This window comes from Bacillus sp. FJAT-18017 (assembly GCF_001278805.1).
Lineage (GTDB): Bacteria > Bacillota > Bacilli > Bacillales > Cytobacillaceae > Bacillus_D.
The window spans coordinates 206717-220435 of record NZ_CP012602.1; the positions used below are offsets into that span (position 1 = coordinate 206717).

Below are 13719 nucleotides of genomic sequence, written 5' to 3' on the forward strand. Positions count from 1 at the left end.
AGTCGAATGACATTGCAGTTTAGTGTCCTTGCAAGTGGAAGTACTGGCAATGCGATATACGTGGAATCAGGCGACCATTCATTCCTTGTCGACGCAGGCTTGAGCGGAAAGCAAATGGAAGGGCTTTTTCAAAAAATTGGCCGCAACATGGGGAGTTTGTCAGGTATTCTTGTTACACACGAGCATAGTGACCATATTAAAGGACTCGGAGTTGCTGCGAGAAAGTATAAGCTGCCAATCTATGCAAATGAAAAAACATGGAAGGCGATGGATGGTCTTATTGGCGAGGTGCCAACGGAGCAAAAGTTTGTTTTTGGCATGGAAACAGTCAAGAGTTTTGGCGGGCTTGATATTGAATCCTTCGGTGTCTCTCACGATGCTGCTGAACCGATGTTCTACGTGTTTCATTCAGAAGGAAAAAAACTAGTTCTGATTACAGATACAGGATATGTAAGTGACAGAATGAAGGGTACGATTTCGAATGCAGATGCGTATGTCTTTGAAAGCAATCATGATGTTCAAATGCTGCGAATGGGAAGATATCCATGGAACGTAAAGAGAAGGATATTAAGCGATGTTGGCCATGTTTCCAATGAGGATGCGGCGATTGCCATGAGTGAAGTTGCTGGCGATAACACAAAACGGATTTATCTCGCACACCTTAGCCTTGATAACAATATTAAGGATCTTGCGAGGATGGCTGTCGCCCAGACGCTAGAAACAAGGGGAATCCTCATTGGAGAGCAATTTGACCTCTACGATACAGACCCGCGAATACCAACAGCACTTACAGCTGTTTAATATGTTTTAAAAGGGCAAACCTTAATTCTTTTGAATAAGGGTTTGCCCTTTTTTAGAAGTAAAGTTTTTCACCTATATTTTGTCCGAGAAATGATAATTTTGGAAAAAGGCAATTGTCCAGGTTGCTTTTAGTTAGAAAACGGAAGGCTAGCGAGTATAATAATGGTATGAGCCCAAAACGTGGTTGCTGCATTAGAGGAGGAATTGAGTATGGGGTATTATGACCAGGATTATCAATCCCGGTACCGGGAACCAGAGAAAAAGAACAGTAAAAGAGGATATTTTTTTACCAGCCTAATAGGAGCGATTATTGGGGCATTAATCGTCATCATGACAATACCGTTCCTCTCCAATGCAGGTGTCCTTCCTTATGTAGTAGAACCTACCAACAAAGCCCCTCAAGAATTGGACAATGGAAATGGTAAAAGTATTGCGATTGACGTTGAAACAGATGTAACAAAGGCAGTTGAAAGGGGCGCCGATGCTGTTGTAGGAATAAGCAATATCCAAACAAATAGTGGCTTCTGGTTCAGTCAGGAACAGGAAGAATCGGCGGGAACTGGATCAGGTGTTATCTATAAAATATCGGGAAGTAAGGCTTATATTGTGACAAACCATCATGTTGTCGAAGGTGCAAATGAGTTGGAAGTGACACTTGCCGATGGGAATAAAATTCCTGGAAAGCTTAAAGGCAGTGATATATGGACTGACCTCGCAGTTCTGGAGGTCGATGCCAAACAGATTAAAACTGTTGCTTCATTCGGTGATTCGGATAACTTAAAGCCTGGAGAGCCTGTCATTGCTATCGGAAACCCATTAGGCCTTACTTTCTCGGGCTCTGTCACGCAGGGAATCATTTCTGGCCTGGAACGAGCTATTCCGGTTGATATCAATCAGGATGGGATACCGGATTGGCAGGCTGAGGTCCTGCAAACGGATGCGGCAATAAATCCCGGAAATAGCGGCGGTGCATTAATTAATATTGCCGGACAGGTAATTGGCATTAACTCAATGAAAATCGCCGAATCAGCGGTAGAAGGAATTGGACTATCCATTCCAATTAATTATGCAAAGCCGGTCATTGAGGATCTTGAACAATACGGCGAAGTACGCAGGCCATATATGGGAGTAGATTTACGTTCGGTCTCTGATTTGCCTGTCTCTTTCCAGCAAGAGGAGTTAAACCTTCCAGAAAAAATTAATTACGGGGTCGCTCTTAGGCATGTCGTACCAAACTCACCAGCAGATAAAGCCGGTTTAAAGGAACTGGACGTTATTGTTTCAATGGATGGGGAAAAGATTGAAGACGTCATCGACTTACGGAAGCATTTATACAATAAAAAGAAGATTGGCGAAAAAATGGAGATTAAGTACTATAGGCAGGGGAAAGAGATGAAAACGACTCTTGAACTTGGCGAGGATAAAATGTAAGCTAAGTGCGGCGGGACCTGAGAGGTTCCGCCATTTTTTTGACGGCTGGGCGCGGAGCATTATATATGGGTGGCCTATTAAAGTGATTTCCTTCGAACCCGGTGTGCTTACTTTGCTACAAAGTTTTTATTCTAATAATAATTATGTGAACTGTTTAATATGAGGGTAAAGGAATCATATTAAAGTATTTTGTGGATAACTATCCCGCTTTGGTATGATTAGAATAACTAACCGCTGATTGTGGATGATAGGTAAATAAATGGGGGTAAGGTCGTTGATTTATTGTTGTGATGATCAGGTAAATCTTGCTTTGGATATGGTGGTAAATGAACAGGAAACCTTCCTAATTCTTGATAAGCAGGGTGTGGATAAGTTATCAACAAGTTGCGAATTCTGTCAGAAAACCGCAATATATGTTGTGGCGAACGGATGCTCCCATACAAGATGTGGATAAAAAATGTGGACATGTGGATAACTCCTGTTGATAACTTGTTTGTAAACTGTTTGTAATTAAATTGTAAAGGGCTGTGGATTGTGAATATCTCGATAGTGACGGTTGGTAAATTGAAAGAAAAATACCTTAAGCAGGGAATTGAAGAGTATACAAAAAGACTATCTGCTTACGCCAAAATAGACATAATTGAAGTGCCAGATGAAAAAGCTCCTGAGGAAATGAGTGAAGCGGAGATGGAACAGGTCAAGAAAAAAGAGGGGGAACGAATCCTCGCAAAAATAGGGCAGGATGCGCATATTATTGCATTAGCAATAGAAGGGAAAATGCAATCTTCTGAAGAACTGGCAGCGAGTTTGGACAAGCTGGCCTTACACGGGAAAAGTAAAATTGCCTTTGTAATCGGTGGATCGCTTGGATTAAGTAGTGAGGTCCTTTCACGTGCAAATGAAAAGCTTTCATTTTCAAAAATGACCTTTCCCCACCAACTGATGAGGTTAATCTTAGTTGAGCAGGTTTATAGGGCGTTCAGGATAAACCGGGGTGAACCTTACCATAAGTAAATGCGGTATAATCTTGCAACTACTATAGAAGACAATTAAATAGTCCTACAGTATGAGTATGTTAAATATTGAAAGTAAAAAAGGATGTCTGAATTTAGGAGACATCCTTTTTGTATTGATCTTATTTTGTATAGTTGTCGAAGTAACCTTGAATATAGACCATTGGTGTTCCTTTGTCTCCACTACCCGAAGTCAAATCAGATAATGATCCAATTAGGTCTGTTAGTTTACGAGGTGTGGTACCTTGTGCTTCCATTGCACCAACTAGGTCATCTTTTTTATTCTGGATGTATTCGGAAATAGCTTGTTTTAATTCTTCTCCCTGAAGATGAGAGAAGTTGTTATCTGCCAAGTATTTTAATTTCACTTCGTTTGGAGTACCATTAAGTCCTTTAGTGTAAGCAGGTGATACTACTGGATCTGCAAGCTCCCATATTTTCCCGACTGGGTCTTTAAATGCTCCATCGCCATAAACCATTACTTCAACGGTTTTACCTGTTACTTCTTTGATTTTTGCTTGAATCTCATCCACGGTTGGTTGACAGTTGTTTGGAAATAGTTTTACGCTGTCTTCAGTTGCTTTATTTGATCCAAGTAGACCATAAGCTTCATTATAGCCGCTGCCATTAATTGATTCTGAAAGGATATCATCGAGTCCGTATACTTTTTCAGCACCATTGTTTGTTAATATTCGTTTTGTTCTGAAACGTGAGTGTATATCACAAGTTAATACGTTTTTGGTATAGTCTAAAATGGTTTTTGGGTTATTCGAGAAAATAACCTCGCAAGTTACACCTTCAGCCTCAATCAGGGATTTATAGTATTCGATGTAATCAATACCTGTAAATGGATGTTGGACAAAACCAAAATGTTCACGGAACTGAGCTTCAGATAATACATCTGTCCATGGATTTATGCCTTTATTGTCTAATTCGTCGATGTCTACAAGGTGGTTCCCGACTTCATCAGATGGATAGCTTAACATTAAGACTATACTCTTTGCCCCTTTTGCTATTCCTCGCAAGCAGCTTGCAAAACGATTACGACTAAGAATCGGAAAAATGATACCAATCGTTTCATTACCGAATTTTGCTTTAACATCTGTAGCTATATCGTCAATTGTTGCATAGTTTCCTTGTGCACGAGCGACAATGGATTCAGTTATTGTTATAATGTCACGATCCTCAATCGAAAATCCTTCAACTTTTGCTGCATTTATTACTGTATCAACAACAATTTGCTCAATATTATCCCCTTTGTTGATGATGGGGCCGCGAAGCCCACGAACTACTGTTCCAACGGCTCTTGTCAATTTAATCTCTCCTCTAACGGGGTACACTTTAAATAGAATTATTTACTTATTTTAAAACGCTATGAGTTTACTATACATCACTAAAATGATATAAGTAAAATTAATATTTATTATATCAGATATAAGGAGTACTTATATGACTGGGAAATTGGATTTATATCGTATATTTAACGTCGTTAGCCGAAATAAAAGTTTTTCTAGAGCAGCACAAGAATTATATATGACCCAATCTGCAGTAAGTCAAGCTATTATGAAGCTTGAAAATGAGTTAGAAATACAACTTTTTTATCGGACATCTAAGGGCATAGTATTAACAAATGAAGGAAAATTATTAAGTGAGCATATTAATTCTGCCATGGGAATGATCAACGCCGCAGAAGAAAAGCTATTTGAATTTAAAACATTAAGGACTGGACAATTGCGTATAGGGGTTGGAGATACCATCTCACGCTATTTTTTACTACCGTATTTGGAAGAATTTCATGCAAGATACCCCGGAATCAAATTAAATATATTAAATGGAACCACAACAGAAATCTGTGATTTTATTAAATCCGGAAAGGCAGATGTGGGGATATGTAATTTGCCAATCTATGACGACCACCTTCAAGTCATCCCGTGTAAGGAGATTCAAGATATTTTTGTCTGTGGGGAAAAATTTAAAAGATTAACGAATAAACCGATTAGTTTAGACTATTTAATGAAAATGCCATTAATTTTTTTAGAAAAAAAATCGAATTCACGAATATTTGTGGAAAATTTCTTTAAAAAGAGGGGCTTTCATATTTCACCAGTGTTTGAACTTGGGTCATATGATTTAGTATTAGAATTCACAAAAATAAATTTAGGTATTTCTTGTGTCATAAAAGAGTTTTCAAGTCATTATTTAGAAAGCGGAGATTTATACGAGATAAGGCTAGAAGAGGAAATACCAAAAAGGAGTATTGGGATATGTTATTTAAAAAATGTTCCATTGTCACGTGCTGCGAAGAAGTTTGTAGAACGTATAAATAATGTCTGAAGCAATAAAAACTCATTTAGATGTATCACGGGGAACCATATCATAAGTAGAACATTCTTCCTTATAGGAGACTGTTAAAAGAATTACAAGTATGCCCTTTTTTTCAAGGAAAGACAAAAAGCCCCTCGCGTCATTGACCTTTGGCAGATAATTGTCATTAGAATGGCAATAAATAAAAGTTTTTGTATGGGAGAATAATTGTGTAATATAGTTATTAAACTACTTGGCTGCCCAGGGGGACGTAAACATGATTACAATTAAGGAAATAGCCGAAAGGGCAAATGTGTCACGGACTACTGTTTCAAGGGTCATCAATAATTCGGGATATGTCAGTGAGGATGCAAAGAATAGGGTATTGAAGGTAATTGAAGAGACAGGGTATATACCTAATGAATATGCCAAGTCATTGCGAACCAAAAGGACCAAAGTGATTGGTGTCATCCTCCCAAAAATCAGTACCGAAACATCAAGCCGTCTTGTAAAAGGTCTGGATGAAATCTTGGCAAAAGAAGGCTATCAAATTCTTCTTACCATTACAAATCTTGATCCTAAAAAAGAAATAGAGTACTTAAGGCTTTTAAAGAGCAGGCATGTTGATGGGATTATCCTGTCAGCCACCAATATCAATGAGGTATTAATTGAAGAAATCTACCAGCTGAATATCCCATTTGTAACCGTTGGCCAACATATACCTGGATTAGCTAATGTACTCTTTGATGATTACCAGGCTTCCAAGGATATGGTGAACTTTTTTGTTGGAAAAGGACATAAAAATATTGCCTTTATTGGTGTTGATGAAAAAGACCGATCGGTAGGGTATCTTCGTAAAAAGGGATATTTGGATGCATTGGAAGAACATAAACTAACTGTTGAGCAAAACTGGGTTCAAAAAGGAAGATTTGATGTTGAATCCGGATATGATTCCATGAAGGCCATTATCGAGAATGCAAAGCAAATGCCATCTGCTGTGCTTGCTGTAACAGATCGGCTTGCTATTGGTGCCATACAATATATCAAGGAAAAGGAACTTTCTGTGCCAAACGATATAGCTATAGCTGGAATGGGAGGATCGGAACTTTCCAGGTATAGTTCGCCTGCTTTAACGACAATTGATTTTTCAATAGAAGATGCAGGACGTGAGGCAGCTGGATTATTAATGAAGCAGATTAGCGGAGAGAATTGTCAAAATGTAATCAAAACAATTAATCATAGACTTTTTAATCGTTCGAGTATATAATAATAGTGTAATCGATTCCATACTTGGTTTATGGCGGTTACACTTTATTTTTCTTATTTGTGGAATCGATTCCACAAAAGAAAAAAAGATTAAAAAGTTTTAGTTAGGGTATGAAATAATGGTTAATTGAATTTTTTAAAATTTTTTACTATTTATGTAATCGATTACACAAAAAGGAGTGAGTATAATGGAGGAAAATCGAAAAATAGCTGAAGCTGTGATTGAAGCAGTCGGAGGAAAAGACAACATCCAATCTGTGGCTCATTGTGCTACAAGACTTCGAATCATGGTTAATGACAAAGAGAAAATCAATCAGGAGCAAGTGGAAGACATCAATAAAGTTAAGGGAGCTTTCTTTAATTCGGGACAGTATCAAATTATTTTTGGGACTGGTACAGTTAACCGGATTTATGAGGAAGTAACTAAATTTGGCCTTGATACCAAGTCTGCCTCCGAACAAAAAAATGAAGCGGTGAAGAGCGGTTCTAAGTTTCAAAGAGCGATTCGAACCTTTGGTGATGTATTTGTTCCAATCATTCCAGTCCTTGTAGCAACCGGATTATTCATGGGTCTTCGCGGTCTGATTATGCAGGAACAAATATTAGCTCTGTTCGGAATGAAGCCGGAAGATATCTCAGAGAACTTTTTATTATTCACCCAGGTATTGACTGATACAGCGTTTGTTTTCCTGCCGGCTCTTGTTGCCTGGTCAACTTTTAGAGTTTTCGGCGGTACACCGATTATTGGGTTAATCCTCGGCCTTATGCTTGTTTCACCTTCCCTGCCGAATGCATATGCTGTTGCGGGCGGAACAGCTGACCCGATCCTATTTCTAGGCTTTATTCCGGTCGTCGGGTATCAAGGTTCCGTCATACCTGCATTTATTGCCGGAGTTCTTGGCGCGAAGCTTGAAAGGGCAATCAGGAAACGTGTCCCTGAAGTATTGGATTTGATTGTTACACCTTTCTTAACCCTTCTCGTGATGATCATATTGTCGCTATTAATCATTGGTCCTATTTTTCATACTGTCGAACAAGGAATTTTAACTGTCGCAACAAATGTCCTTTCATGGCCATTTGGAATTAGCGGTCTATTGCTTGGCGGTTTGAATCAGCTTATTGTCATTACAGGCGTCCACCATGTTTTCAATATGCTTGAGATTCAATTGCTATCCGAGTTCAAAAATAACCCGTACAATGCGATCGTAACCTGTTCTGTTGCCGCACAGGGCGGCGCTGCTCTGGCTGTTGGATTAAAAACAAAATCAGCCAAGTTAAAAGCTTTGGCCTTGCCGTCATCGTTATCGGCATTTTTAGGAATCACAGAACCAGCTTTATTCGGTGTTAATCTGCGCTACGGAAAACCATTTTTGATGGGATTGATTGGCGGAGGAATCGGTGGATTCATGGCATCCATCCTTGGGCTTAAGGGAACTGGTATGGCGGTTACCGTTATTCCTGGAACCCTGCTCTATTTAAATGGACAGGTTTTGCAATATATTTTGGTGAATGTGATTGCAATTGCTGTAGCATTCGTATTGACATGGATGTTCGGGTTTTCAGATAAGATAAAAAAGGAAATTGAACAGTAAACAATGGGAAAAGGCAAGAATTCACTTGCCTTTTCTATTTAGGAGAGGACACAAAAAGGAGGTTCTGCTTATGTCTGAGAAAGAAATTCTCCTTATTAAAGAGGCTTATAACAAAGTAGATAAATATAAGAATAAGGTTACACAGGATCCGTATCGGTTGAATTATCATCTCATGCCGCCAGTTGGGTTATTAAATGATCCAAATGGATTAATTCAGTATAACGGAGTCTACCATGTTTTTTATCAGTGGAATCCCTTTAACACTTCGCATGGTGCCAAATTCTGGGGGCATTATACATCAAGGGATATGGTCACGTGGCGTGAAGAGCCGATTGCCCTGGCCCCGAGTGAATGGTATGAACGAAATGGCTGCTACTCCGGAAGTGCAATTGAGGCAGATGGAAAGCTTTATCTGTTTTATACTGGGAATGTGAAGCTGGAAGACGGCACAAGGGAAACCTATCAATGCCTTGCTGTTTCCACTGATGGAATTAGGTTCGAAAAACACGGTCCAATTCTTCAGCTGCCAAAAGGCTATACAGCACATTTCCGCGATCCAAAGGTTTGGGAGAAGGATGGACGCTGGTATATGATTGTCGGTGCACAGACACAAGATGAAAAGGGCACGGCTGTTTTATTTACTTCCAACGATTTATACCATTGGGACGAAGTGGGGAGAATCGCCGGTGCAGGAATGAATGGCCTTAAGGAGTTCGGCTATATGTGGGAATGTCCGGACCTTATTCACCTGAATGAAAAGGATGTTCTGCTGGTTTCGCCACAGGGACTAGAGCCTTACGGGTATTACTATCAAAATGTGTTCCAATCGGGCTATTTTGTTGGAAAACTTGACTATGAAAAAGCGGATTTTCAGCACGGCCCTTTCACTGAACTAGACCGTGGCTTTGACTTCTATGCACCGCAAACCTTTAAGGATGACTCCGGGAGAACAATTCTTTATGCATGGATGGGGATTACGGATGAAACGGAAGCGTTCCAGCCAACGGTGGAAAATCATTGGGTTCATGCTTTAACCATACCGAGGGAACTGAGTCTGAGGGATGGCAAGGTGTATCAAAGTCCGGTTGTTGAGTTAAAAAAGCTCCGAAGAAATCCAAAAGTAGTGGAGTTTGGTAAAACGGAGGAAAGCCAAGGTCTGTTTGAAGGAATAAAGGGAAGTTCTTCTGAATTACTTTTGGAGTTTTTAAATGGCAAAGCTAGTCATTTTAAAATTTCATTCCGCAATGAAGCATCCCTATCCTTTAACCCGGATAAACAGGAAATCAGCTTACAAAGGCCAAATGTAAAAACAGATTCGGTAGAAACTAGGATATGCAACATAAACTTTGTAACTAAGCTTCATGTTTTTATGGATCACTCCTCCCTTGAGATTTTCGTCAATAATGGAGAAGAGGTTTTTACTGCTCGTTATTTTCCAAATCCAAAGGACGAGACTATAAAAATTCAAGGTGAAGCGGAATATAGATTGACTCATTGGGATCTAAATTAAAGATTGAAAGAGGTGTCATGGTTGCACGGAGTAGTTTGTTTGGGAGAGGCGCTTATTGATTTTATCCCTCTGGACCCGGATAATTTAACCTATCAAAAAGCCCCGGGCGGCGCACCGGCAAATGTTTCAGTTGGAATTGCCAAGCTTGGGGGAGCTTCGACTTTCCTTGGGAAGGTTGGAAATGATGTTCTTGGTCACTTTTTATTCGAGACGTTAACCGAATACGGAGTCAATACGGAATCGGTGTTGTTTACAGAGGAAGCCAGGACGGGTGTCACGTTTGTAACCTTGGAGCCTTCAGGTGAGCGGGACTTCAGTTTTTATATCAACCCAAGCGCGGATAGACTTCTTAAGGAAGAAGAACTTGACCCGAAGCTGTTTGAGAAAAATAAGATCCTTCATTTTGGCTCAATGTCATTAATCAGTGAGCCTGCCAGGTCAGCCACTCTCAAGGCAATAGAAATGGCCAAGCAAAAGGGGATGCTCATTTCGTATGATCCGAATCTCCGTCTAGGTTTATGGGATTCTCCAGAGCATGCTAGGGAGACTATTCTTGCCACTATCCCCAATGCAGATATTTTGAAGGTTTCAGAGGAAGAACTCGAGTTTTTAACTGGGGCAGGCAGTTTAGAAGAAAGTATTGCCCAATTGCCTGATTTACCGCTAATAGTAGTCACTTTAGGTGAAAAAGGAAGCGTCTATTGTTTTAAAAATGAGATTGGAAGGGTTCCTGCAATAGTAAGCAAGGTGGTAGATACAACAGGGGCAGGAGACGCATTTGTTTCAGGGATTCTCTATTCAATCAATGAATCTGAAAAGGCTCTGGCAGACTATACTGATAAGGAAATCCAGGAAGTCATCCAGTTTGCAAGTGTTTCCGGAGGTTTAGCTACTACTAAAAAAGGAGCAATGACTGGCCTCCCGAATTTGCAAGAAATCAAAAATCGATTAAAGGAATTTAAATAGTCATTAAAAAGGTGTGAACGTTTAATACGTACACACCTTTTCCTTTTTAGCGTTTCATTTGAATCATGAATTTATAGCGGTCCGCCCGATACGATGAACGTACATATTCAATAGGAGCCCCGTCCTTTAGAAACGTTTGTTGCTGAATAAGCATAATGGGGGAGCCTATATTTATCTTCAGAAAATTAGCCTCGACCTCATTGGCAATTGACGATTCAATCACTTGGGAGGCATGGTCTATTTCGAGTTTCAATTCTTCCTCAAGGTAGGCATATACAGAGTTTTTTACAATTTGTTCTGTTAGGCCTTTGGCAAGGTTTGCTGATATATAACTTGATTCAAAGGCCATCGGAACATTATCAGCCAATCGGATCCGTTTAATTTCATATACCGGTCCATGTTCCTGAATACTGAGGTTGCTTGCAATTTGGACAGGAGCAGGAATAATTTCAAAAGAGAGTAATTGACTGGCTGGCTTTAGCCCTCTGGCAACCATATCCTCGGTAAAGCTTCTTAATCGATGGAGCGGCTGCTCAATTTTGCGTTCTGAAACAAACGTGCCTTTACCCTGCAGCCGGTGCAGATATCCATCATGTACAAGCTGGGTCAATGCTTGTCTTACAGTCATCCGGCTAATTTGAAATTTTTCTGCATACTCCCGTTCAGGAGGGAGCAAGGCACCGGGTTTCAGTTCTCCCTTATCTATTAAATCCCGTATAAGCTCCTGAAGCTGATAATATATAGGGATGGGGGAATTCTTATTAATCATTGGCGTTTTCAACTGCATCCTTTCTAATTGGACTAAAAAAGGTTGCATTTCAATAAAAGGAAACAGGAGCCGGGAGACCTAACTGTGAACCTTTAATCCGGCAATTGCAGCCTTATCAGCGATAATGGTAACATGTGGATGATGTTTTAAAACGGATGCTGGAAAACTTTCATCAACACTTCCTGTCAAAAGTCTTTTCAGGGCTTCGCTTTTTTGTTCTCCAGATACTAGCAGCAGAATCTCCTTACTCTTCATAATCGTAGCGATTCCCATTGTAATAGCCTTTGTAGGAACTTCCTCGCTGCTGTTAAAAAATCGCGCATTCGCTTTACGCGTTGAAGGTGCTAATTGAACTACATGGGTCTTCGAATTGAATGATGTGCCAGGTTCGTTAAATCCGATATGGCCGTTAGCCCCAATTCCTAAAAGCTGCAAATCAATTCCTTGATGCTTAGCAAGCAGTTTTTCATAGGCCTCGCATTCCTTTTCTGCATCTTCTGCATCCCCACGCGGAATGAATGTGTTTGTCTCCTGTAAATCTATATGGTTAAATAAGTTGTCATTCATGTAGTAGCGATAGCTATTTGGATTTTGCCCAGATAGCCCAACATACTCATCTAAATTGAAAGTGGTGACCTGCTGGTATGAAGTGCCGTTCTTTTTGTGGTCCGCAGTTATCTTTTGGTAAACACCCAATGGCGTTCCCCCAGTCGCGAGCCCAAGCTTGATTTTTGGCTGGGCAATCACTTTGCCTATTATATAATCGGCAGCTAGTTGACTCATATCCTCGTAGTTATTGGCTTGTATTATTCTCATGGTGTTCTCCTCCTTTAACATAGGCCAGCTTTCCACGGCAGATTGTCATATAAATATCCCTGTTCTCATCAAGAATAACAATATCGGCATCTTTTCCCTTAGAAAGACTGCCTTTTCGATCAAAGATATTTAGCTGTTTTGCCGGATTAACTGAGGCCATTTCAATTGCATCTTCAATTTGGCAGCCAGAAAACTCTATAATGTTCTTTACCCCATGATGCAGTTTTAAAATGCTTCCAGCAAGGGTTCCGTCTGCAAGAGTCGCTTTTCCATCGCTGACTGTTACATCCTGGCCGCCTAAATCATAATGGCCATTTTTAAGGCACTTTGCCCTCATGGAATCGGTAATTAAAATAATTCCTTTAGGCCCCTTCTGCCTGTAGGCTAATTTGACCATTTCTGGACGAGCATGAATCCCGTCGGCAATTAGTTCTGCCTTTAGTTCTTCTTTTAAAAATGCGGCTCCCACTACACCGGGTTCGCGGTGATGCAATCCTCTCATTTGATTGTACAAATGTGTGACATGAGTTGCCCCAGCCCCAATAGCCTTTACTACATCATCATAGGTTGCATCGCTATGTCCAATTGAGGCAACAATGTCCTTTGATTTTAAATATTTCACCAGGTCAAGGCCGCCTGGTAGTTCTGGTGCAAGGGTGACTAGTTTGATTGTATGGCCAGAGAGTGTTTCCCATTTTCTAAATAACTCGACATTTGGATCAATCATATGCTGGATAGGTTGGGCCCCGGCTTTTGTTTTATTTACGAATGGTCCTTCAAGATGCATTCCCAATACCTCAGCCTTACCGGGTGATTGATGATGTTTAATGTAGTTTTCTGCGTTGATTAACGCTCTTTCAATTTGCCGTTCTCCCTGGGTCATTGTGGTAGCAAGAAAGCTTGTAGTTCCCTCACTAGGGAGGGTCTGCGCCATTACATTTAAAGATTCAATGGTAGCGTCCATAACATCCGCTCCATTTGTTCCATGGATATGAACATCAATAAATCCAGGGACCGCCTTGAAGTTAGAGGGGAGTCTGAGTACCTCACATTCTTCTAGTGGTGTCAGGTTTTCCATAGTTCCCAATTCAACGATTTTTTCATTTTGTATTTTAATGTACCCATTGTGAATCCATTTTTCATCGGAATAAATATCAATTCCCTTGAGTAACAAGGTGTTGGTAGTTTTGTTATCCATATTCTTCACTACATCCCTTCTTAACACCTTCATAGTATCACCTGTGTTATATA

General features: G+C 40.2%; 13 protein-coding genes. 9 read left to right on the top strand and 4 right to left on the bottom strand.

Annotation, left to right across the window (positions count from 1 at the left end; translation table 11 throughout):
* Window positions 1–6 precede the first annotated feature (6 nt).
* From AM500_RS01085 to rlmH, 4 genes are all read left to right on the top strand, one after another.
* Complete coding sequence (locus AM500_RS01085) at window positions 7–801, top strand: MBL fold metallo-hydrolase (RefSeq protein WP_053597542.1); 795 nt, start codon at window positions 7–9, stop codon at window positions 799–801.
* A gap of 210 nt (window positions 802–1011) precedes the next feature.
* The gene (locus tag AM500_RS01090; RefSeq protein WP_053597543.1) at window positions 1012–2232 is read left to right on the top strand and encodes a S1C family serine protease; all 1221 of its coding nucleotides are present in this window, start codon (window positions 1012–1014) and stop codon (window positions 2230–2232) included.
* A 259-nt stretch (window positions 2233–2491) separates the two neighbouring features.
* A complete protein-coding gene (locus AM500_RS01095; protein WP_331457398.1) occupies window positions 2492–2686 on the top strand; it encodes a CxxH/CxxC protein in 195 nt (64 codons plus the stop codon).
* Window positions 2687–2766: 80 nt separating this feature from the next.
* Window positions 2767–3246 (top strand): 23S rRNA (pseudouridine(1915)-N(3))-methyltransferase RlmH, encoded by a 480-nt coding sequence (gene rlmH / locus AM500_RS01100; protein ID WP_053597545.1) that lies wholly within the window; start codon window positions 2767–2769, stop codon window positions 3244–3246.
* Between the two features lie 121 nt (window positions 3247–3367).
* Here rlmH and AM500_RS01105 read toward each other — a convergent pair whose 3' ends face one another.
* Complete coding sequence (locus tag AM500_RS01105) at window positions 3368–4558, bottom strand: coenzyme F420-0:L-glutamate ligase (protein WP_053597546.1); 1191 nt, start codon at window positions 4556–4558, stop codon at window positions 3368–3370.
* Window positions 4559–4694: 136 nt separating this feature from the next.
* Between AM500_RS01105 and AM500_RS01110 the strand changes: the two genes are divergently transcribed.
* The 5 genes from AM500_RS01110 (at window position 4695) to AM500_RS01130 (ending at window position 10883) form a co-directional block, all read left to right on the top strand.
* On the top strand, window positions 4695–5579 hold the full coding sequence (locus AM500_RS01110; RefSeq protein WP_053597547.1) for a LysR family transcriptional regulator: 885 nt from the start codon (window positions 4695–4697) through the stop codon (window positions 5577–5579).
* Window positions 5580–5826: 247 nt separating this feature from the next.
* Window positions 5827–6816, top strand: coding sequence for a LacI family DNA-binding transcriptional regulator (locus tag AM500_RS01115; RefSeq protein WP_053597548.1), 990 nt, complete (start codon window positions 5827–5829; stop codon window positions 6814–6816).
* Between the two features lie 187 nt (window positions 6817–7003).
* The gene (locus AM500_RS01120; RefSeq protein ID WP_053597549.1) at window positions 7004–8407 is read left to right on the top strand and encodes a sucrose-specific PTS transporter subunit IIBC; all 1404 of its coding nucleotides are present in this window, start codon (window positions 7004–7006) and stop codon (window positions 8405–8407) included.
* Window positions 8408–8477: 70 nt separating this feature from the next.
* A complete protein-coding gene (locus AM500_RS01125) occupies window positions 8478–9917 on the top strand; it encodes a glycoside hydrolase family 32 protein (RefSeq protein ID WP_053597550.1) in 1440 nt (479 codons plus the stop codon).
* A 21-nt stretch (window positions 9918–9938) separates the two neighbouring features.
* On the top strand, window positions 9939–10883 hold the full coding sequence (locus tag AM500_RS01130) for an aminoimidazole riboside kinase (protein ID WP_053597551.1): 945 nt from the start codon (window positions 9939–9941) through the stop codon (window positions 10881–10883).
* A 46-nt stretch (window positions 10884–10929) separates the two neighbouring features.
* Here AM500_RS01130 and AM500_RS01135 read toward each other — a convergent pair whose 3' ends face one another.
* The 3 genes from AM500_RS01135 to nagA form a co-directional block, all read right to left on the bottom strand.
* Window positions 10930–11652 (bottom strand): GntR family transcriptional regulator, encoded by a 723-nt coding sequence (locus AM500_RS01135; RefSeq protein ID WP_053597552.1) that lies wholly within the window; start codon window positions 11650–11652, stop codon window positions 10930–10932.
* Window positions 11653–11730: 78 nt separating this feature from the next.
* Window positions 11731–12468 carry a glucosamine-6-phosphate deaminase gene (nagB, locus tag AM500_RS01140; protein ID WP_053597553.1) on the bottom strand — a complete coding sequence of 246 codons (738 nt, stop codon included), beginning with the start codon at window positions 12466–12468 and terminating at the stop codon, window positions 11731–11733.
* Entirely contained in the window at window positions 12446–13666 is a 1221-nt protein-coding gene (nagA, locus tag AM500_RS01145) for an N-acetylglucosamine-6-phosphate deacetylase (protein WP_053601584.1), read from the bottom strand. Before nagA ends, nagB begins: the two co-directional genes overlap by 23 nt.
* Window positions 13667–13719 lie beyond the last annotated feature (53 nt).

What these genes read in the sequence shown, in the direction of transcription:
- AM500_RS01135 (WP_053597552.1), bottom strand. Translation starts at nt 11,652, where the DNA reads ATGATTAATAAGAATTCCCCCATCCCTATATATTATCAGCTTCAGGAG.
- AM500_RS01125 (WP_053597550.1), top strand. Translation starts at nt 8,478, where the DNA reads ATGTCTGAGAAAGAAATTCTCCTTATTAAAGAGGCTTATAACAAAGTA.
- AM500_RS01115 (WP_053597548.1), top strand. Translation starts at nt 5,827, where the DNA reads ATGATTACAATTAAGGAAATAGCCGAAAGGGCAAATGTGTCACGGACT.
- AM500_RS01090 (WP_053597543.1), top strand. Translation starts at nt 1,012, where the DNA reads ATGGGGTATTATGACCAGGATTATCAATCCCGGTACCGGGAACCAGAG.
- AM500_RS01120 (WP_053597549.1), top strand. Translation starts at nt 7,004, where the DNA reads ATGGAGGAAAATCGAAAAATAGCTGAAGCTGTGATTGAAGCAGTCGGA.
- nagA (WP_053601584.1), bottom strand. Translation starts at nt 13,666, where the DNA reads ATGGATAACAAAACTACCAACACCTTGTTACTCAAGGGAATTGATATT.
- AM500_RS01110 (WP_053597547.1), top strand. Translation starts at nt 4,695, where the DNA reads ATGACTGGGAAATTGGATTTATATCGTATATTTAACGTCGTTAGCCGA.
- AM500_RS01085 (WP_053597542.1), top strand. Translation starts at nt 7, where the DNA reads ATGACATTGCAGTTTAGTGTCCTTGCAAGTGGAAGTACTGGCAATGCG.
- AM500_RS01095 (WP_331457398.1), top strand. Translation starts at nt 2,492, where the DNA reads ATGGGGGTAAGGTCGTTGATTTATTGTTGTGATGATCAGGTAAATCTT.
- nagB (WP_053597553.1), bottom strand. Translation starts at nt 12,468, where the DNA reads ATGAGAATAATACAAGCCAATAACTACGAGGATATGAGTCAACTAGCT.